20 protein-coding genes are annotated in these 18113 nt (G+C 56.3%); 5 read left to right on the forward strand and 15 right to left on the reverse strand.

Annotated features, from left to right (window positions below):
* The first annotated feature begins 47 nt into the window (after positions 1–47).
* From purB to QOL67_RS20260, 3 genes are all read left to right on the forward strand, one after another.
* Positions 48–1352 (forward strand): adenylosuccinate lyase, encoded by a 1305-nt coding sequence (gene purB, locus QOL67_RS20250; RefSeq protein ID WP_283427811.1) that lies wholly within the window; start codon positions 48–50, stop codon positions 1350–1352.
* 141 nt (positions 1353–1493) lie between these two features.
* Positions 1494–2030 carry a tetratricopeptide repeat protein gene (locus tag QOL67_RS20255; RefSeq protein ID WP_283427812.1) on the forward strand — a complete coding sequence of 179 codons (537 nt, stop codon included), beginning with the start codon at positions 1494–1496 and terminating at the stop codon, positions 2028–2030.
* Between the two features lie 66 nt (positions 2031–2096).
* Positions 2097–3176 carry a flagellar motor switch protein FliG gene (locus QOL67_RS20260; protein ID WP_283427813.1) on the forward strand — a complete coding sequence of 360 codons (1080 nt, stop codon included), beginning with the start codon at positions 2097–2099 and terminating at the stop codon, positions 3174–3176.
* Positions 3177–3190: 14 nt separating this feature from the next.
* Here QOL67_RS20260 and QOL67_RS20265 read toward each other — a convergent pair whose 3' ends face one another.
* Positions 3191–3901 carry a DUF1223 domain-containing protein gene (locus QOL67_RS20265; protein WP_283427814.1) on the reverse strand — a complete coding sequence of 237 codons (711 nt, stop codon included), beginning with the start codon at positions 3899–3901 and terminating at the stop codon, positions 3191–3193.
* 192 nt (positions 3902–4093) lie between these two features.
* Here QOL67_RS20265 and rpiB point away from each other — a divergent pair, with 192 nt between their 5' ends.
* A complete protein-coding gene (rpiB, locus tag QOL67_RS20270) occupies positions 4094–4534 on the forward strand; it encodes a ribose 5-phosphate isomerase B (protein ID WP_283427815.1) in 441 nt (146 codons plus the stop codon).
* A 76-nt stretch (positions 4535–4610) separates the two neighbouring features.
* Here rpiB and QOL67_RS20275 read toward each other — a convergent pair whose 3' ends face one another.
* From QOL67_RS20275 to yajC, 10 genes are all read right to left on the reverse strand, one after another.
* Complete coding sequence (locus QOL67_RS20275) at positions 4611–5123, reverse strand: DsbE family thiol:disulfide interchange protein (RefSeq protein WP_283427889.1); 513 nt, start codon at positions 5121–5123, stop codon at positions 4611–4613.
* A gap of 35 nt (positions 5124–5158) precedes the next feature.
* Positions 5159–5308, reverse strand: a complete 150-nt coding sequence (gene ccmD, locus QOL67_RS20280; protein ID WP_164646516.1) for a heme exporter protein CcmD — start codon at positions 5306–5308, stop codon at positions 5159–5161.
* Complete coding sequence (locus tag QOL67_RS20285; protein WP_283427816.1) at positions 5305–6057, reverse strand: heme ABC transporter permease; 753 nt, start codon at positions 6055–6057, stop codon at positions 5305–5307. The genes ccmD and QOL67_RS20285 overlap by 4 nt, the downstream gene beginning before the upstream one ends.
* Before the next feature lie 90 nt (positions 6058–6147).
* Positions 6148–6804 (reverse strand): heme exporter protein CcmB, encoded by a 657-nt coding sequence (gene ccmB, locus QOL67_RS20290; protein WP_283427817.1) that lies wholly within the window; start codon positions 6802–6804, stop codon positions 6148–6150.
* Positions 6801–7421 (reverse strand): heme ABC exporter ATP-binding protein CcmA, encoded by a 621-nt coding sequence (ccmA, locus tag QOL67_RS20295; RefSeq protein WP_283427818.1) that lies wholly within the window; start codon positions 7419–7421, stop codon positions 6801–6803. The genes ccmB and ccmA overlap by 4 nt, the downstream gene beginning before the upstream one ends.
* Positions 7422–7594: 173 nt before the next feature.
* The gene (locus QOL67_RS20300; protein ID WP_283427819.1) at positions 7595–7960 is read right to left on the reverse strand and encodes an Mth938-like domain-containing protein; all 366 of its coding nucleotides are present in this window, start codon (positions 7958–7960) and stop codon (positions 7595–7597) included.
* Between the two features lie 4 nt (positions 7961–7964).
* Entirely contained in the window at positions 7965–8738 is a 774-nt protein-coding gene (locus QOL67_RS20305) for a sulfite exporter TauE/SafE family protein (protein ID WP_283427820.1), read from the reverse strand.
* A complete protein-coding gene (secF, locus tag QOL67_RS20310) occupies positions 8719–9687 on the reverse strand; it encodes a protein translocase subunit SecF (RefSeq protein WP_283427821.1) in 969 nt (322 codons plus the stop codon). Before secF ends, QOL67_RS20305 begins: the two co-directional genes overlap by 20 nt.
* 3 nt (positions 9688–9690) lie before the next feature.
* On the reverse strand, positions 9691–11352 hold the full coding sequence (secD, locus tag QOL67_RS20315) for a protein translocase subunit SecD (protein WP_283427822.1): 1662 nt from the start codon (positions 11350–11352) through the stop codon (positions 9691–9693).
* Positions 11353–11386: 34 nt separating this feature from the next.
* The gene (yajC, locus tag QOL67_RS20320; RefSeq protein WP_283427823.1) at positions 11387–11671 is read right to left on the reverse strand and encodes a preprotein translocase subunit YajC; all 285 of its coding nucleotides are present in this window, start codon (positions 11669–11671) and stop codon (positions 11387–11389) included.
* 222 nt (positions 11672–11893) lie between these two features.
* Between yajC and serS the strand changes: the two genes are divergently transcribed.
* Positions 11894–13186 (forward strand): serine--tRNA ligase, encoded by a 1293-nt coding sequence (gene serS, locus QOL67_RS20325; RefSeq protein WP_283427824.1) that lies wholly within the window; start codon positions 11894–11896, stop codon positions 13184–13186.
* A gap of 103 nt (positions 13187–13289) precedes the next feature.
* Here the strand turns inward: serS and QOL67_RS20330 are convergent, their stop codons facing one another.
* The 4 genes from QOL67_RS20330 to QOL67_RS20345 form a co-directional block, all read right to left on the reverse strand.
* The gene (locus QOL67_RS20330) at positions 13290–14270 is read right to left on the reverse strand and encodes a fatty acid desaturase (RefSeq protein ID WP_283427825.1); all 981 of its coding nucleotides are present in this window, start codon (positions 14268–14270) and stop codon (positions 13290–13292) included.
* Positions 14271–14462: 192 nt separating this feature from the next.
* Positions 14463–15953, reverse strand: coding sequence for a ribosome biogenesis GTPase Der (der, locus tag QOL67_RS20335; protein WP_283427826.1), 1491 nt, complete (start codon positions 15951–15953; stop codon positions 14463–14465).
* Between the two features lie 48 nt (positions 15954–16001).
* Complete coding sequence (locus tag QOL67_RS20340; RefSeq protein WP_283427827.1) at positions 16002–17306, reverse strand: PQQ-like beta-propeller repeat protein; 1305 nt, start codon at positions 17304–17306, stop codon at positions 16002–16004.
* 25 nt (positions 17307–17331) lie between these two features.
* Complete coding sequence (locus QOL67_RS20345) at positions 17332–18012, reverse strand: DUF2659 family protein (protein WP_283427828.1); 681 nt, start codon at positions 18010–18012, stop codon at positions 17332–17334.
* Between the last annotated feature and the right edge of the window lie 101 nt (positions 18013–18113).

The following is an 18113-nucleotide window of genomic DNA, read 5'->3' on the forward strand; positions in this document are numbered from 1 at the left end:
TCTAAACGGGCCGCGACCCCATTAGCTAACAACGCAAGGCTGAGATTATGATCCCGCGCTATGCCCGCCCCGATATGGTTGCCGTTTGGTCGCCTGAAACCAAATTCAAAATCTGGTACGAGATCGAGGCGCATGCCTGTGACGCACAAGCCAAGCTGGGTGTGATCCCGCAAGAAAACGCAGACGCCGTCTGGAAAGCCAAAGACGTTGAGTTTGATGTGGCGCGCATCGACGAGATCGAAGCTGTGACCAAGCACGACGTGATCGCGTTCTTGACCCACTTGGCCGAACATGTTGGCTCTGAAGAGGCGCGTTTTGTGCACCAAGGCATGACAAGTTCTGACGTGCTCGACACGTGCTTTAACGTGCAACTGGTACGCGCCTCTGACATCCTATTGGCAGGCTTGGATCGCGTACTGGCAGCGCTAAAAACACGCGCTTTGGAGCACAAAGACACACTGCGCGTCGGACGCTCGCACGGTATTCACGCCGAACCCACCACCATGGGCCTGACGTTTGCGCGCTTCTACGCTGAGATGGACCGCAACAAAACGCGTTTGCAGCAAGCCCGTGAAGAGATCGCCACCGGTGCCATCTCCGGCGCGGTTGGCACTTTTGCCAACATTGATCCGGCTGTTGAAGAGCATGTATGTGAGCAGCTTGGCCTGACGCCAGAGCCAATCTCCACCCAAGTGATCCCACGTGACCGTCACGCGATGTTCTTTGCCGTGTTGGGTGTGATTGCCTCTTCGATTGAAAACGTGGCCATCGAAATCCGCCACATGCAGCGCACCGAGGTGCTGGAAGGCGCGGAATTCTTCTCCATGGGTCAAAAGGGCTCTTCAGCGATGCCGCACAAGAAGAACCCAGTGCTGACAGAGAACTTGACTGGTCTGGCCCGTCTGGTGCGCATGACCGTGATCCCCGCGATGGAAAACGTCGCCCTGTGGCACGAGCGTGATATTTCGCATTCTTCGGTGGAACGAGGCATTGGCCCAGACGCAACAGTGACACTCGACTTCGCACTGAACCGTCTGGCGGGTGTAGTCGAGAAAATGCTGATCTTCCCAGAGAACATGCTCGACAACATGAACAAGTTCCCAGGCCTGGTGATGTCGCAGCGTGTGCTGTTGTCTCTAACCCAAGCTGGCGTGTCTCGCGAAGATGCCTATTCCATGGTGCAACGCAACGCGCTGAAGGTCTGGGAAGAGCGCGTTGATTTCCAAGAACAACTTCTGGCGGACGAAGATGTGGTTGCCGCATTGGGTGTCGATGGCATCAACGAGAAGTTCAACATGGATTATCACACCAAACACGTCGATACGATTTTTGCACGCGTCTTCAAAGACTAACCTGGCGTATTGAAAGTAAAAGAAGGCGTGCCGATCCGGCGCGCCTTTTTTTGTTATCTCCACTGACGGCTCCGTGATTTTTGCATTCGGCCTGCCCGTGATACCCTGCCTCCAAAGAGTGTTCTTTTGGTGGAGTTCTTCATGACTTTTATGCGCGGGTTAATTTCGATTGCCTTGGTAACAACCCTGGCCAGCCCTCTTTGGGCGGCTGGCAGTGGCTCCTCCGAGCCGAAACCCAAAACCGTGACTTGCACCAAAGGCAATGTATTTAGCGAGAGCAAAGGCAAATGTGTGCCGCAACAAGACAGCTCTTTGACGGATGAGGATCGCATTGAGGAATTGAGATCTTTGGCATATGCGGGCCACAATGCAGAAGCGCAGGCTTTATTGAGTGCGCTCGAAGACCCAACCACGGATCAGGCTTTGACCTATTGGGGGTTCACCCACCGCAAGCTGGGCAACGTGGATACTGGAATGGTGTTTTATGCCAAAGCATTGGAACAAAACCCAAACAACCTGTTGGCTCGCTCCTACCTTGGGCAGGCGCATGTGGAAGCTGGACGTTTTGATCTGGCGCGACTTCAGTTGACTGAAATCCGCGAAAGAGGTGGCGAAGGCAGCTGGCCTGAAGCCTCTCTGGCAGAGGCCCTTCGTTCGGGAATTACTTTCAATTATTAACCATCTTATTCAGGGTTTCTTTAGGCTTGGGTGATTGATTGGCGCTCAAGACATATGGAGACTTTGATGGACAATGCGATTCCTTTGGCGCCTTTAGGCGGCATCGATGACATGCCTGCATTGGGCGGCATGCGCAAAACCAATCTCTCCCGCCCGCAGAAAGCGGCAATCATCGTACGCTTTCTGCTTAACGAAGGGGCGGAACTTGCCCTTGCGGAACTGTCTGATAACCATCAGGCAGATCTCACCTATATGATGGGTGACATGGGATATATCGACCGTGAGACACTCGGCGATGTGCTTATGGAGTTTGCGCAAGAACTTGAATCGATTGGTCTTTCTTTCCCAAACGGCATTTCTGGTGCACTCAGTGTGCTTCAGGGGCAGATCAGCCCAATGACTGAAGCTCGCCTGCGAAAAGAAGCCGGGGTGCGCATGATTGGGAACCCATGGGCGCGGATCAAAGAGTTGTCCACCCAAGAGCTGATCGAAATGGTTGATGGTGAGAGCATCGAAGTCTCAGCTGTCCTGATCTCCAAGCTGCCCGTAGACAAAGCCGCCGAGGTACTGGCCAAACTTCCGGGCGACAAGGCACGCCGCATCACATTTGCCATGTCCATGACGGCAAGCATCACGCCGGAGGCAGTGGACCGCATTGGCCTAACCTTGGCCTGCCAGATCGAGGACCGCCCTCCTAAAGCCTTCAAACAAGGCCCTGAAGACCGTTTGGGCGCGATTCTCAACAGCGCATCCACCGCAACCCGCGACGAAGTCCTGGATTCGCTGGACGAAAAGGATGCCGAGTTTGCTGGGGCCGTACGTCGTCGCATCTTCACCTACGCGCATATCGCAAAACGCGTAAAGCCGCTGGATGTTCCAAAGCTGGTAAAAGACCTCGACGAAGCCGCATTGATCACGGCGTTGGCTTTTGCGACCGAAGGCGACTTCGGCATGTCGACCGAGTTTATTCTCTCCAACATGTCAAGTCGTATGGCCGATCAATTGCGCGAAGGCATCACAGAGCGTGGCAAAGTGAAGACCAAGGAGGCTGAAGCCGCTATGTCAGAGATCACAAAAGCGGTTCGCGACTTGGTTGAACTTGGCGAGATTGAACTCATTTCCGAAGATGACGAGGAAGACGAGTAATTTCGTGACTTCATTTACTTGATACGTGCGGCGGTCTCGATGGGGCCGCCGTTTTCACGTTGGATCAGCACCACGATTGGCGCGTCCCCCTTTACCCGCACATTGGTAGAAAACGCAGAGCGGCCATTCCAGTCTTTCACAGTTGTCCACTCCGAAACGATATTGGCATAAGTGAGCACTCGACCCGCATTTTCACCGCGCTTGATCGAGACTTTTTCCGCCTGCTTGTAGCGAATTACGTGAACTTGCATGGGTTTGGGTTGTGTTGCCGTGGCCTTGATCCGCAGCTGATTGCCGTCCCGGGCGATGGACAGATCAACAGACGCTGTATTTTTCTTGTGGGTCTTGATGAGACCCTCAACCTTGCCGGGATGGGCGCCAACCACATGGTCTTTGCCGTTTACAATCATCTGAGGTGTATAGACTGACCGATGGCCGGCCGCTCGAGCGTAGCTGTGCTGACGCTGAGTATAGGCCGGATCAGCGTGGATATCCTTCCAGCCGATATAATCCCAGTAGTCCACGTGGAACGCCAAGGCGATCACATCCTCGCGCCCAGCCAATTCTCTATGAAAATAGTCATCCGCAGGGGGACAGCTGGAACAGCCTTGAGAGGTGTAAAGCTCCACCACCACCGGAGCAGTTTCTGCAGCCAGCGGTGATGTCAGGCTCAGCCACAGCGCAGCAAATGCGCCCGTGGCTCGGATGCCAATCTGTCCGATCATACTCTGGTCCATTCCATAGAGTGTATCCCCTCTTTTGTTTTATGCGCATAGCATGTGACATGCCAATCAAGGTTTCGAGAGAAAGAGTGAGCGTCACCTCGTGATCACAGGCCACGGCCTGTTTGGCGCAATTGCGCTTGGGCGATAATGTCCCTATGGACAGGCCATCACTCACAACAAGGTCTGCCTCTCATGTCTGACACCAAACGTATCGTGCTCTCCAGCGACCACGCCGCCATTGATCTACGCCAAGCGGTTGCCACCCATGTGACTGCCAAAGGATATGAGGTGGTCGACATCGGTCCAATCACCACCGAAAGCACCCACTACCCTTTGCACGGCAAGGCCGCTGCGGAACGTGTGGCCTCTGGTGACTGCGATCTGGGCATCATCCTCTGCGGCACGGGCCAAGGCATCATGATGGCGGCCAACAAGGTGCCTGGCATTCGCTGCGGCGTGTGCTCGGACACGTTTTCCGCCGCAATGATCCGCGCCCACAATAACGCCAACATGCTGTCGATTGGGGCACGTGTCGTGGGCGAAGGTGTCGCGCTGGAGATTGTGGACGCCTATCTCGACGCAGAATTCGAAGGAGGTCGCCACGGCACCCGCGTGGACATGATTGAGGACTAAGCCTCGGCCGGTCAAAGAAAAGGCCTCGGCGCATCCCTGCACCGAGGCCTTTTCTTGTTTCTGAGGGTGGGTCGCGTTAGTTGAGCGCTTCCAGTGCGGGGCGGATACGACCTTCCACTTCTCGCTCGGTCACCGGGCCTGCAATGCGCAGCAGGATGTTGCCTTCGCCATCCACCAAATAGGTTTCTGGCACGCCATATACGCCCCAGTTCAGCGCCATCCGGCCTGTGGTGTCCGCTCCGCCGGCAGTATAGGGATTGCCCAATTCACTTAGGAAGCTCAAAGCATTACCTGGAGAATCCTTATAGTTCACACCAAGAATGGTCAGACCTTCGGCTTGGAGATCCATCAGGTTTGGATGCTCCACGCGGCACGGGCCGCACCAGCTGGCCCAGAAATTCACCAATGTCGGTTTGCCGGTGCGTAGCGCACTGTCGTCCCACATCTCTTTGTCGCCCAGCATGGTGATCTGTACATCCGGGGCTTGCTCGCCCACCAAGGCGCTTGGTAGCTCATTGGGGTTTTCCCGTTGCATGCCCAAGAGGAACATCGCCGCCAGACCCGCAAACAGCAGCGGCGGAAGAAACATCAGCGGAGAGATTTTCTTTTTTGCTGGCGTATCACTCATTTGCGGCGCCCTTCCACATCGTCCAGGTCTGCACGGGCTTTGCGCGCCGCGCGTAGGCTCCACCAGATCAAGCCGCCAATCAACAGCAATGAGACCGCGTAAGACGACAACACCGTGTCGGCGTATTTCCCCAGATCAGGCATCATGCCAAACGCTCCCGTGCCAGCAACGCGCGGGTGCGCCGCTTGTGAATTTCAGTGCGTGTGCGCAGCAGCACCAACGCGACGAAGAATAGAACAAAGCCAATAATGCACATCATCAGTGGGTAGAAAAACACGTTGGAAACCTTTTCCTCCGTGTCTCCCCCAGTCACGGCCCCTGCCCGCATGATGGATGCGCCCTGGTGCAGCCCCTGGTTCCAGAAGTTCACCGCATAGCGGCTGAGCATGGCAAAGACGGAGCCAACAATACAGAGCACGGCGGTCAAATCGGCCGCGGTGTCCGGGTTATCAATCGCTTCCCAAAGTGCAATGTACCCGAGGTAAAACAGGAACAAGATCAAGAAAGACGTCAGACGTGGATCCCAGGCCCACCAAGTGCCCCACATCGGCTGTCCCCAGACCGCACCGGTCCACAGAGCGATCAAAGTCATCACAACACCCACAGGCGCTGCAGCTTTGGCAGCCAAGGCACTCACATGATGGCGACGTACAAGCCAGATCAGCGAAGTCACCAGCATCATGAACCAGATGTTGATTGCCATCAGTGCCGCGGGCACATGCAAATAGATGATTTTTACGGTTGCGCCTTGGCGGTAGTCATCCGGCGTGAAGAAAAAACCCCAGATCAATCCCACAACCGTTGCGATTGCGGCAATTGTGGCTACCGGCAGCAAAAACCGCGATACGGTTTGGCTGAACTTCACCGGATTGGCATATTCCCAGATCGATCCCATGAGGATGTCCTATCTTGTCGTCGTTGTTTGTGCACTTCACTTCCATGAGAGCAACACAGGTGCCTTGATATGGATTAAGTCCGGCGCAGGCTAGCGCAGATTCATCCGCAACACCAAAGCACTGGCAAATGGCAAAAGCGCTATCACGCCAAAGGTGATCCCCGCGAGCATCAGCAGCGGTGTGGTTACATCCTGACCTTCCGCACCGCGACGGGCAAGCTCTGCGCCGAAGATCAGCGTTGGCACGTAAAGTGGTAGAATCAAAAGAGAAAGTAGCAAACCTCCGCGTTTGATACCCACTGTAAGAGCGGCGCCAAAAGTGCCGATCACGCTGAGCGCAGGCGTGCCAAGAGCCAGAGATGCCACCAGCCAGACAAAGCCTTGCGGCGGTAGATTGAGCAGCACGCCAAACACCGGGGCAGCAACGACCAGCGGCACGCCAGTGGTGATCCAATGTGCCAGTGCTTTGACGGAGACCACCCCTTCCAGCGGAAGTGGGGATGTGGCGACGAGATCAAGCGTGCCGTCTTCCCAGTCCAGCGCGAGAATGCGGTCCAGCGAAAGGAGACAGGCGAGCAAAGCGCCAAGCCACAGAACACCGGGTGCAATCTTGGTCAGAAGGCCACTTTCCGGGCCAACCGAAAAAGGCACAAGTATCACAACAATAAGGAAAAACGCGATGCCAAGACCAAAGCCGCCACCGGCCCGGAAGGCGAGTTTCAAGTCGCGAAGCAGCAGTGCTTTCATAGGAACGCCTCATCATAGCCGCTGATCGGCGCGTCGCCTTGTTTGGCGCGAAACGGACCCACGTCCAGCATGGTCACGTCCAAACCAAGATCAATGTGGGTCGCAAGCAAGGCGCTGCCCCCTTCGGCCAGATGGGCACGCACGGCATCAGCAAAAAGCTGCACAGACGCGGTGTCCAGCGAGACGGTTGGCTCATCCAGAACCCAAATCGGTCGACCGGTCACCAGCAAGCGCGCAAGGCCAAGACGGCGCTTTTGACCGGCTGAAAGACTGCCCGCCAAGCGGCTTCGTAGCTCAACAAGATCAAAGGCTTGAATGGCTTTTTCGATATCTGACTGACCAAAGACATCAGCCCAAAATCGCAGGTTCTCTTCGACGCTGAGCATGGTTTTTAGGCCATCGCTGTGCGCGGCGTAGGCCACCGCTTCCTCCGGTGCTTCCACTTGGCCCTTGAAAGGCGGTTGCAGGCCAGCAACCGTGCGCAACAGCGTGGTTTTACCAACGCCATTTGGGCCTTTTACGATCAACGCCTGTCCTGGGTTGATCTCAAAGCTGAGACCTTCCAAAACTGCCACACCGCCGCGGGCCACGCTGACATCTTTGACACGTAAAATCATATTGTGAGGCTTACCCCATCCCCTTGGCCGGCAAAAGGATTAACCTTTTGAACCCGCTGAATTTCGACGTCGGTATCACGTCTGTATTGTGGCTGTATCGCGGAGGTGGGGATGTGCACCTTAACCTAAATCAAACACTGTGATCGCACCGACCGTTGCGCAACACTTTTGCCTTAGCTTTCCTCTGGCACAGGCAACATCACCGCCGCCACACGGCGGCCTTCGCTGACCAGCACGTTATAGGTGCGGCACGCCGTCGGCGAAGCCATCGGCTCTACGCCGATGCCCGCCTCTTCCAACGTCTGGCGAAAGGCAGAGTGCACCGGCGTCAGATTTGCGCCCGTACCCATTAAGATGAAGTCGATTTCACCTTTTATGGCCAACACCGACTCAACGTCCTCAAAACCGCTCCAACTGCGTGCGCCCTTGGCATGGATAATCACACCGCCGGTAATGACTTCGCCGCCAATGCGGAAAAAGCCCGGTCCGTAGCTATCGATCGGAATTGCGTCCGCATAGGTCACTTCGGTCATCTGCATGGGGTCATCCTCCGCCGCTTAGGAAAGGCAATCCGGACACCGCCGCGCTGGCGATGATCAAATAGGCCACACCTCGGTATAGCCGCTCATAACGCGGATGGAAGAGCCAGCCGCCCAAAAGATTGCCCGCCATGGCCGGGATCGAGAGCATGAGGCCCAGAACAAAAGGCGCCGGATCAAATTGGCCGAGGATCAACAGAACAATCACCAGCAGGATGTCATAGAAAAACAGATAGGCAGAGGTGTTGGCACGGATCACGGACGGCCCATGGGGGCTAGCCATGTAGAATAGAATTACCGGCGGACCGGGCAGGCCTGCGGCTCCACCAAGCAAGCCACCTGCCCCGCCAATACCATAGACCATTGGGCCGGTGACAGTGCCGCGATAGCGAAACCCCAACAGCAGCACGGCCAACATGCCAATGGACAGCACAGACACGAGATAGCGAAAAATGCTGGGGTCCGTGCGCGTCAGCAGCCAAAGGCCCACAGGTAGCATGAGAACCACACCGATCATCAGGCGCAGCAGATCACGTTTGTGGCCATTGCGCAGCGCAGCAGGGATATGAACCGAGGGGGCAATGATGTCCAAGCCAGCCAAGGAAACAATCGCCCAGAGGGGCGGCATGACTTGTGCGGCGATGGGGAGATAGATCAGCGCGGTGCCAAAACCGGAGAAGCCACGCACAATGCCGGCCACAAAGGCGGCCAAAGCAACCCAGGCAAGGCCATCAATGGCCAGTGCCTGGGTCAGGAGATCAGGCGTCGATATCGGCAAACTTGTTGCCGGCGGTGTTGGCCTGCTTGGACCAATCGCGTTTTACGCCAAATTTCAGAAGCGCTGCAGAGGCGATGAAGATCGAGGAATAGGTCCCGACAATCACGCCCCAGATCATGGCAAAGACAAAGCCACGGATCACGTCGCCGCCTAGCACAAACAGGGAAATCAGCGCCAGCAATGTGGTGGCGGAGGTCATCACCGTCCGGCTCAAGGTTTCGTTGATCGAGAGGTTCAGCACCTCCTTTAGCTCCAACTTCTTGTATTTCCGCAGATTTTCCCGCACGCGGTCAAACACCACCACCGTATCGTTCAGCGAGTAGCCGACAATGGTCAGCAGCGCCGCGATAATGGCCAGGTCAAATTTGATCTGCAGCTCCGAGAACACACCGATGGTCAGCACCACGTCGTGTATCAGCGCCATCACAGCGCCCACAGCAAACTGCCACTCAAAGCGTAGCCAGATGTAAACAAGTACAGCACCAATCGCGAGCAGAACCGCAATCACCGCAGTGTTGATCAACTCGCCAGACACTTTTGGGCCAACCGACTCGACCGACACAAAGGTAATATCCGGCGCCACGGTTTGCAGCTGTACTTCTACCTTTTTGATCATGTCAGCGGTCACCGCCTCTTCGCCCTCTTGGGCCTGAATGCGGATCATGGTGACGTGCTGATCTTCTTCAAAGGTCACATCAAACACCTCGGTGATTGAAATGTCCCCGAGCTCCAGCGGCTCAATCGCTTGGCGGTAATCTGCGATCACCACCTCCTGCGCGCTTTCGGTACGGATGGTGGTTCCGCCCCGGAAGTCGATGCCGAAGTTAAGGCCCTGAAGGAAGAAGCTCACCATAGCCGCCACCATCAAAGCACCGGAGATGCCAAGCCACAGCGTTGGGCGGGCGAAGAAATCCCATTTGGTCTCTTGTGGAACAAGTCTCAAACGCATGGCTTATACCTCGATTGTCTTGGGACGGCGGCGTTCAAACCACATCACGATCAGCACACGCGTCACAAAGATCGCGGTGAAGACCGAGGTGAGAATGCCAAGGCCGAGCGTGATGGCAAAGCCGCGCACAGGGCCAGAGCCCACAGCGAACAGGATCACAGCGGTGATGAAGGTCGTGATATTAGCGTCCAAGATTGCAGAGAGCGCTTTCTCATAGCCAAGCTCAATGGCACGGGCTGGACCTTTGGCGGATTTCAGCTCTTCGCGGATGCGTTCAAACACCAACACGTTGGCGTCCACCGCCATCCCGATGGTCAGAACGATCCCGGCAATACCCGGCAAAGTCAGCGTCGCACCGATGAGGCTCAACAGGCCGAAGATCAGGCCAACGTTGATGATCAGCGCGATATTGGCAAAGACGCCAAACGTGCCGTAGCTCAGGAACATAAACACCAGCACACCAACAAAAGCCACGATACAGGCAATGCGGCCTGCTTCGATGCTGTCTTGCCCCAGCTCTGGACCAATGGTGCGTTCTTCGAGGAAAGTTAGCTCCGCAGGCAAGGCGCCCGCACGCAGAAGCACAGCCAAGTTGGTGCTTTCTTCGACAGAGAAACGACCCGTGATGATGCCGGAGCCGCCTGCAATGTGCGCCTGAATGACCGGTGCCGAGATAACTTCGTCATCCAGCACAATGGCAAACGGGCTGCCGATGTTTTGCGCCGTGTAGTCGCCAAACTTGCGCGCACCAGTTGGGTTGAACCGGAAAGACACCGCAGGACGGTTGTTTTGATCAAAGCTAGGCTGCGCGTCGACCAGCTCTTCGCCGGTCACAACAGGGGCCGCTTCAACGATGTAATACACACCCTCTTCGTCAAGCGATGGCAGCACTTTGTTGCCAACACCTGCGGAGGCGTCTGGATCAGAGGCACGGCCGACAACCGGATTGAAGGTCAACTGCGCGGTGGTGCCAATGATCTCTTTGAGTTCCGACGCGGAGCCAATGCCCGGCACTTGAATAAGAATGCGATCCGAGCCCTGACGCTGAATGGTGGGCTCGCGTGTGCCCACTTCGTCAATCCGGCGGCGGATGATTTCCAGTGCCTGCTGCACGGTACGTTGGTCAGAGGCGAGTTTCTCGGCGTCTGACAATTCCACAATGATGGTGTCCCCTTCGGTGCGCACCACAATGTCGCTGGCCCCGGCCCCGGTGATCGAGGTCACCGGACGGGCCAAACCACGCACAAGGCTTGCGGCCTCCTGAATGGCTTCCGGCTTGGAGATTTTGAAGCGCAGCTCGGTTTCTGGACCCGGCTGCTGGCGGATGGTGCCAACGGTGGAACGTTCGCCACGCAGTAGGTCCCGCACCTCTGGCCACATTGATGTCATGCGCGCGGCATAGACATCTTCGACCTTCACTTCGGCCAGAAGGTGTGCACCACCGCGCAGATCAAGACCAAGGTTCACCAGGCGCGACGGCAGGAAGGATGGCCATCCGGCAATCAGCGCCTCGGTGTTTTCGTTCACAATGCCAACCTCGCGGTCAGCAACAGCATCATTATGGGCCTCAACCCTCGGATAAAACGCGTTTGGCATGGCCAGAAGCAAGCCCACCACGCAGGTGAGCCAGATCAGGACCCGTTTCCAAAGGTCAATTTGCAGCATGTTAGATGCCCTGTTGGTCTTGTTTAAAGGTGGATTAGTCGGCTTTGGCCGGCTCGGTCTTGGAGGTGACCTGAGCGATGGTGGTTTTCACCACGCGCACTTTCACGCCTTCGGCCAGCTCAACTTCAACTTCATTGTCGTCTTTGACCTTGCTCACCTTACCGATCAGACCACCCTGGGTCACAACCTGATCACCGCGACGCACGGCGGTCACCATAGCTTGGTGTTCTTTTACTTTTTTCTGCTGCGGACGGATCAGCAGGAAATACATGATCGCAAAGATCAGAATGAGCGGCAGAAACTGGCCGATTTGGTCCATGGTGTCAGGTCCTCTGTAAGTGCGGGATTGCCCCGTAAAAGTCGCAGGGAACCTATGGGGCATTGGCGACACTTGCAAGGTGTCAAAGCCCTTGACGAAGCGCCTTGTTCCCTTAAGAGGCTGTAGGGCGCGCTGCGAACGCCGGGTGGTTACGATGAAGCCCGATTTCCGGCATAAGCGGAAGCGTGAAACGACTCAGCTTAAGCATGAAGGATAAGAGAGATGCATGACATTAAGGCGATCCGCGAAAACCCGGCCGCTTTTGACGCCGCCCTGACCCGCCGTGGGGATGCGGCCATGTCATCCTCCCTGTTGGCTTTGGATGAAGAGCGCCGTGCCAAAATTGGCGCGGCTGAGGCGGCTCAAGCGGCACAAAAAGCGGCGGCCAAAGAGGTTGGCGCTGCCAAAGCCAAAGGTGACGAGGCTGAATTTGAACGGCTGCGCGCACTAGTGGGTGAGAAAAAAACCGAAGTGGCCGCGATGCAAAACGAGGCCAAAGAGATCGACGCCAAGCTGACCGACGCTTTGGCGCGGATTGCCAACTTGCCAGCCGAGGATGTGCCAAACGGCGCGGATGAGGACGACAACGTTGAGATCAAGCAGTGGGGCACGCCAAAATCTTTTGATTTCACACCGGTTGAACACTTCGAGATTGGCGGCGTTTCTGCAAGCATGGATTTCGAAACCGCCGCCAAAATCTCCGGCGCTCGGTTTGTGATGCTCAAAGGCGCTGTGGCGCGTATCCATCGCGCGCTGGCGCAGTTCATGATCGACACCCATGTGGATGAAAACGGGCTGACCGAGGTCAACACACCGGTTCTGGTGCGCGATGAGGCGATGTATGGCACCGACAAGCTGCCAAAATTTGCTGAGGACAGCTATCAGACCACCAATGGCTGGTGGTTGATTTCCACCTCAGAAATCCCGCTCACCTACTCGGTTGCCGCTGACATTCTGGACGAAAGTGCGCTGCCGATCCGTATGACCGCGCATTCGCTGTGTTTCCGCAGCGAGGCTGGCAGCGCAGGCAAAGACACCTCCGGTATGTTGCGTCAGCACCAGTTTGAAAAAGTGGAGATGGTCTCGATCACCCACCCAGACGAGTCTGACAATGAGCAGAAACGCATGTTGGGCTGCGCCGAGGGCATTCTGGAAAAACTGCAGATCCCTTACCGCACCGTTGTGCTCTGCACCGGCGACATGGGTTTTGGCGCGCGCCGCACCTATGACATCGAGGCGTGGATTCCGGGCCAAGATGCCTATCGCGAGATCAGCTCTGTTTCCACCACTGGTGCCTTTCAGGCCCGCCGCATGAACGCCCGCTTCCGCCCCGCCGATGGCGGAAAACCGGAATATGTGCACACGTTAAATGGCTCTGGCCTTGCGGTAGGCCGCTGCTTGATTGCGGTTCTGGAAAACGGTCAACAGGCCGATGGCTCCGTGGTGCTGCCAGAGGTGCTGGTGCCCTATCTGGGTGGCAAATCCACGCTAACAGCGGACGGAAATCTGACCTAAGTCACTGCTCAACAACAAAAAATCAAAGCGCGGCCCGATGGAGCCGCGCTTTTTGTTTTCTCATTCCCCAAATATCCCGGGGGTCCGGGGGATGGCCCCCGGCCTACTCCGCCGGTACCGCGCCTTGCGTTTGGTTCTTGGGAAACGGCACCAGCCGCTCCTGCTCCTCATCCCATAACTTCAACGAAAACGACCGGATCGCTTCTGGCCACTCGATGGTGGGCAGGTCATATTCCGCACGGATCATCTGGTGGCATTTACGCAGGTTGTAATGTGGAATGCGGGCGTTGAAGTGATGGATGTCGTGATAGGCAATATTGGCTGAGGCCAGATCCATCCACCAGCCGAGATCCAGCGCGGAGGAGCCTTGCAACGCCGCGAGACGTGGGTCGAGGTCCGGGCGGCGATCCCAATAAGTGTCCTCAAAATTATGCTGCAGGTAGACCATAAACACCCCAACCATGCCGCCAAAGAACGACGCCAGGAACCAGATCAAAACACCGCCCCAGCCTGCGAGGGCATAGAGCACCCCCATATAGGAAAAGATCGCAACATTGTGCAGCAGAACCGATTTCCACATGCTGAGCGCACTCTTGGGCCAACGGTAGCGGATGAAATAGGTGAACAGGCTGCCCAGAGGAATCAGAACAAACGGGTTACGGTAAAGCCGATATTGCAGGCGTTCCCAAAAACCAGCCTCGTTCCATTCCCGAACTGTCATGGTGTGGATTTCGCCGGTTTCGCGATGCTCCAGATTACCAAGGTGGCTGTGGTGCATGTTGTGATTGTGACGCATAGCGGCGTATGGCGCGAAGGTCACAACCGACAGCACCTCGCCGGCCCAGTCGTTGTGTTTGCGACTTTTGAACAGTGACGCGTGGCCGGTGTCATGCTGTAACACATAAAGCCGCACCGCTGAGAGGCCGTTGAGCACCATCATTGGGATCAGGATGTACCAGGTGCCCTGATTGACAATTGCCCCGTAAAGCGTGGCAAAGTAGACCACAAAGGTACCAAAGAAACTGACCGCGCCAAGCCGGTCATCTTGCACTGTGAATTCTTTCAAGCGCTCGCGAATCTCCATCGCAAACCTCTCTTCTCAAATCAATATTTCTGCCTGGGCCCTATGGGGCTTGGGTATCAAGGCACACGCAGTCCCAGAATATACAGACCACATAACAAGACTATAACGCGAATTTACGTCGCCACAATGCACAGTCGCCGCGCAGAAGACTGCACGGCGACGAAAAACTTAAGAATGACTTTGTGAAGGCGATTAGAAACCCGCGTCACGTCCCTTGATATGTTTGCGCAAGCGAGACGGGGTCGACTTCTTTTTGCCCTTATAGGGGTTTTTGTCGCCCTGCCCGCGCATAAACAGACGAATGGGTGTGCCTGGCATGTCAAAGGTTTCCCGCAACCCATTTACCAGATAACGCGAATAGCTTTCCGGCAGCTTGTCCGGGTGAGAACACATCACCACAAACCCAGGAGGACGGGTCTTGGCTTGCGTCATATAGCGCAGTTTGATGCGCTTACCCTGCGGCGCGGGGGGCGGGTGCTGTTGCAGCATTTCCACCAGCCAACGGTTCAACCAAGACGTCGGAATGCGGCGGTTCCATGTGTCATAGGCTCGCAGAATCGCTTCGTTCAAGCGGTCCAGGCCACGTCCCGTCTTTGCCGAAACCGTGATCAGGGGGGCGCCCCGCAGTTGCGGAAGAAGGCGATTGAAGGATTCTTTGAGGTCGCGCAGCTTCTCTTGCTTGTGTTCCTCAATGTCCCATTTGTTGACGGCCACGACCACGGCGCGGCCTTCGCGCTCTGCCAAATCGGCAATGCGCAGATCTTGCTGTTCAAATGGAATAGCGGCATCCAAAAGCACGACAACAACTTCGGCAAATTTCACCGCACGTAGACCATCGCCGACCGACAGTTTTTCCAACTTGTCTTGCACCTTGGCTTTTTTACGCATGCCAGCGGTGTCAAAGATCCGCATCGGGGTGTCGTTCCACGTGGTGCGCAGGCTGATCGCATCGCGGGTGATGCCGGCCTCAGGCCCTGTGAGAAGACGATCCTCACCAATGATCTGGTTGATCAGGGTGGACTTGCCCGCATTGGGTCGTCCCACCACGGCAATCTGCAAAGGGCGCTGCTCTGTGATCAGTTGGGATGGTTTCTGGTTTTCAGGATCAAAATGCTCATCTTCCTCCTCCTCGTCCAGCTCCACATCCACTTCAACTTCATCAGCCAAGGCTTCGGCTTTGCTGGAGAAATCATCTGCGATTGGCATGAGGTGGGTATAGAGATCATTCAACCCTTCACCGTGCTCTGCTGAAAGGCGGATCGGCTCGCCAAGCCCAAGAGAATAGGCCTCAATCATACCCGCATCCGCAGCCCGGCCTTCGCCTTTGTTGGCGGCAAGGATCACATGTGCGGACCGTTTGCGCAGAATTTCTGCAAAAATCATATCGGTTGGTGTCACACCCGCACGGGCATCAATCATAAACAGACACACGTCCGCCATATCCACTGCACGTTCAGTCAGACGCCGCATGCGGCCTTCCAGACTGTCGTCAGTGGCGTCTTCCAGACCGGCGGTATCAATCACCGTGAACCGCAAGTCCGCCAGTTTGGCATCCCCCTCGCGCAAATCCCGCGTGACGCCAGGCTGGTCGTCAACCAACGCCAGCTTTTTGCCCACAAGGCGATTGAACAGGGTGGATTTGCCCACATTTGGGCGGCCCACGATGGCGAGCGTAAAACTCATGACAGATCTCCGGAACGTCTGAAGTCGCTCCGATACATCATAAATGCGTCAACGGAAAGCGTACAATTCGCCTTTGCGGTTCACCACGTAGAGAACACCACCTGCCACAACCGGATTGGTGGCCGCGCCATGCGGCAATTCCACCGTGTGGGTGAGCAGGCCATTGCGCGGATTGTAGAAGCGGACCACTTCGTCTGAAGACGGAACAACCAACTGTCCGCCTGCGAGAATAGGACCATAGTGCGCGTGCACTGCTGATTGCTTCTTGGGTTTGTCTTTTACAAATTGTGGCAGAGTATAGCCCCAGATACGGGTGCCGTCACGGGCGTCCAGTCTCAACAGTTCATTGGTTTCCGACACCAGGAACAGCGAGCCGCCTGCGGGGAAAACTGGGCTTAGAGCGCCCTGACCCGCAGTCCATTTACGTTGACCGGTTTCAGCGTCAAACGCCGCCATGCGGCCAGAGTGGTTGGCCACATAAATTGTATCACCAACAACAACCGGGTCTCCGGAGATGTCGCCCACGGTATTCACAGCGCGCCCTGGGCGGGTGTCTGATAGGCCTGCGGTCCAACGAGACACACCACCGCGGCGGAACGCGGCTTGGATTTCACCGGACCCATAAGGGAAAATTGCCAAACGATCCGTGATGGCAGGTGCCGCCGGGCTTTGTACGTTTTGCACGTTTGGAATGGACAGCATTTGCCAGGCAATCTTGCCGGTTTCCACTTCAAGCGCCCAGGCCGTGGCGTCGCCGGAAACCACATAGACAAGGTCCCCGTAGACTGTGGGTGTGCCGCTGCCGACGGATTGGAACTTTTGCTCCCAAAGATCGGCGCCGGTTGCCGGATCCAACGCACGAATGCTGCCAAAGCCAGTGGTGACAAAGAGTTTGCCCTTGCCGTAGGCCAATCCGCCTGTGGAGGCTTGACCGGCTTTGTCATTGGGGGGTGTCATGTCTCGGGACCAAAGCAATTGACCACCGCTGCTTGTGGCTGTCACCGTCGCTTCTGCATCCACGGTGAAGATGCGGCCCTCGGCGACCACCGGATCAGCGGTAATACGTGTTTTGCGCGACTCACCGGCGCCGATGGACGTCGACCAAGCGAGTACTGGGCGCTGAGATAGCGCTGCGTTTGCTGTGCGCGTGCTGGGCGTGCCAATACGACCGGTCCACTGAGCATTATTGCTCTGCGCTGGTAAACTGATGGCGAGGTCTTTGTTTTCGATCACTTCCTCTGACGGAATAAGATCTTCACGGTCGCCAACCAGGATGATTTCTGGCTCCGCACAAGCCGACAGCAGTGCCGCGGAGGCAACACCCGCGGTCAAAATCCAAGACAAACGTTTCACTGCTGAGTCCCCCACCCTGCAACTCTTATTGATCAGCCAGAACGGGCGCGGTGTTCGCCGGTGTTCCGCCAAGTGCCACAATCAACTGAGACGCGCGGTTGCGCAAGCCTGAGGTGACTGCCGCATCTTGAATGAGAGCCTGTAGCTGCGTGATGGCACCTTCAACATCACCTTCTTCTAGGCTCAGCAGCGCCAGTTGCTCTTGGGCAGGCAGTGCCAGCGGCATACCGGGACCGGCCAACGCTTCAAGCGCCAAGCGCCGATCGGCAACCGGCGTGTTTTTACCTTCCGCCAGAACCGCCTTGAAGGCGGCAATCTGACGATAGATTTCCGGTGTCTCAAGATCACTCGTAGTGATCCCATTCAGAGTTTGCGCCGCTTCTTCGCCGGAGCCAACTTCGATCTGGTGGGTGGCCAAAAGCATATCGGCAACAACCTGAGCGTCTGGCGACTCAGTGGTCAGATCGCTGAGGCCTGCTACCCGTTCTGCCGCGTCACTGGAGGACACTGCACCAATCAAAGCGTCACCCGTGTTTTGGGCTGCGGTGCGAGCCTTGCTTTTCTGGTACTCGTTGAACGCTGCGGCGCCAACAATGGCGATAACAGTCACAACGGCTATCCAGCCATAGCGGCGGATGAGGCCAAATAGGCGGTCACGGCGCACTTCTTCGGTGACTTCTTCGATGAAACTGTCGGTATTGCTCACGCCTGCTCTCCTGTCGGTTTGCCTTGTCTTATCGTTTTGTTTTCAAAGTGCCAAGTACTGTGGCAAAGGCACATCGTTCCCACAGCTTTTTTAGAAACTTC

The organism is Shimia sagamensis (genome assembly GCF_900182745.1).
Taxonomy (GTDB): Bacteria; Pseudomonadota; Alphaproteobacteria; order Rhodobacterales; family Rhodobacteraceae; genus Shimia; species Shimia sagamensis.

What these genes read in the sequence shown, in the direction of transcription:
- purB (WP_283427811.1), top strand. Translation starts at nt 48, where the DNA reads ATGATCCCGCGCTATGCCCGCCCCGATATGGTTGCCGTTTGGTCGCCT.
- QOL67_RS20255 (WP_283427812.1), top strand. Translation starts at nt 1,494, where the DNA reads ATGACTTTTATGCGCGGGTTAATTTCGATTGCCTTGGTAACAACCCTG.
- QOL67_RS20260 (WP_283427813.1), top strand. Translation starts at nt 2,097, where the DNA reads ATGGACAATGCGATTCCTTTGGCGCCTTTAGGCGGCATCGATGACATG.
- QOL67_RS20265 (WP_283427814.1), bottom strand. Translation starts at nt 3,901, where the DNA reads ATGATCGGACAGATTGGCATCCGAGCCACGGGCGCATTTGCTGCGCTG.
- rpiB (WP_283427815.1), top strand. Translation starts at nt 4,094, where the DNA reads ATGTCTGACACCAAACGTATCGTGCTCTCCAGCGACCACGCCGCCATT.
- QOL67_RS20275 (WP_283427889.1), bottom strand. Translation starts at nt 5,123, where the DNA reads ATGTTTCTTCCGCCGCTGCTGTTTGCGGGTCTGGCGGCGATGTTCCTC.
- ccmD (WP_164646516.1), bottom strand. Translation starts at nt 5,308, where the DNA reads ATGATGCCTGATCTGGGGAAATACGCCGACACGGTGTTGTCGTCTTAC.
- QOL67_RS20285 (WP_283427816.1), bottom strand. Translation starts at nt 6,057, where the DNA reads ATGGGATCGATCTGGGAATATGCCAATCCGGTGAAGTTCAGCCAAACC.
- ccmB (WP_283427817.1), bottom strand. Translation starts at nt 6,804, where the DNA reads ATGAAAGCACTGCTGCTTCGCGACTTGAAACTCGCCTTCCGGGCCGGT.
- ccmA (WP_283427818.1), bottom strand. Translation starts at nt 7,421, where the DNA reads ATGATTTTACGTGTCAAAGATGTCAGCGTGGCCCGCGGCGGTGTGGCA.
- QOL67_RS20300 (WP_283427819.1), bottom strand. Translation starts at nt 7,960, where the DNA reads ATGCAGATGACCGAAGTGACCTATGCGGACGCAATTCCGATCGATAGC.
- secF (WP_283427821.1), bottom strand. Translation starts at nt 9,687, where the DNA reads ATGCGTTTGAGACTTGTTCCACAAGAGACCAAATGGGATTTCTTCGCC.
- secD (WP_283427822.1), bottom strand. Translation starts at nt 11,352, where the DNA reads ATGCTGCAAATTGACCTTTGGAAACGGGTCCTGATCTGGCTCACCTGC.
- yajC (WP_283427823.1), bottom strand. Translation starts at nt 11,671, where the DNA reads ATGGACCAAATCGGCCAGTTTCTGCCGCTCATTCTGATCTTTGCGATC.
- serS (WP_283427824.1), top strand. Translation starts at nt 11,894, where the DNA reads ATGCATGACATTAAGGCGATCCGCGAAAACCCGGCCGCTTTTGACGCC.
- QOL67_RS20330 (WP_283427825.1), bottom strand. Translation starts at nt 14,270, where the DNA reads ATGGAGATTCGCGAGCGCTTGAAAGAATTCACAGTGCAAGATGACCGG.
- der (WP_283427826.1), bottom strand. Translation starts at nt 15,953, where the DNA reads ATGAGTTTTACGCTCGCCATCGTGGGCCGCCCAAATGTGGGCAAATCC.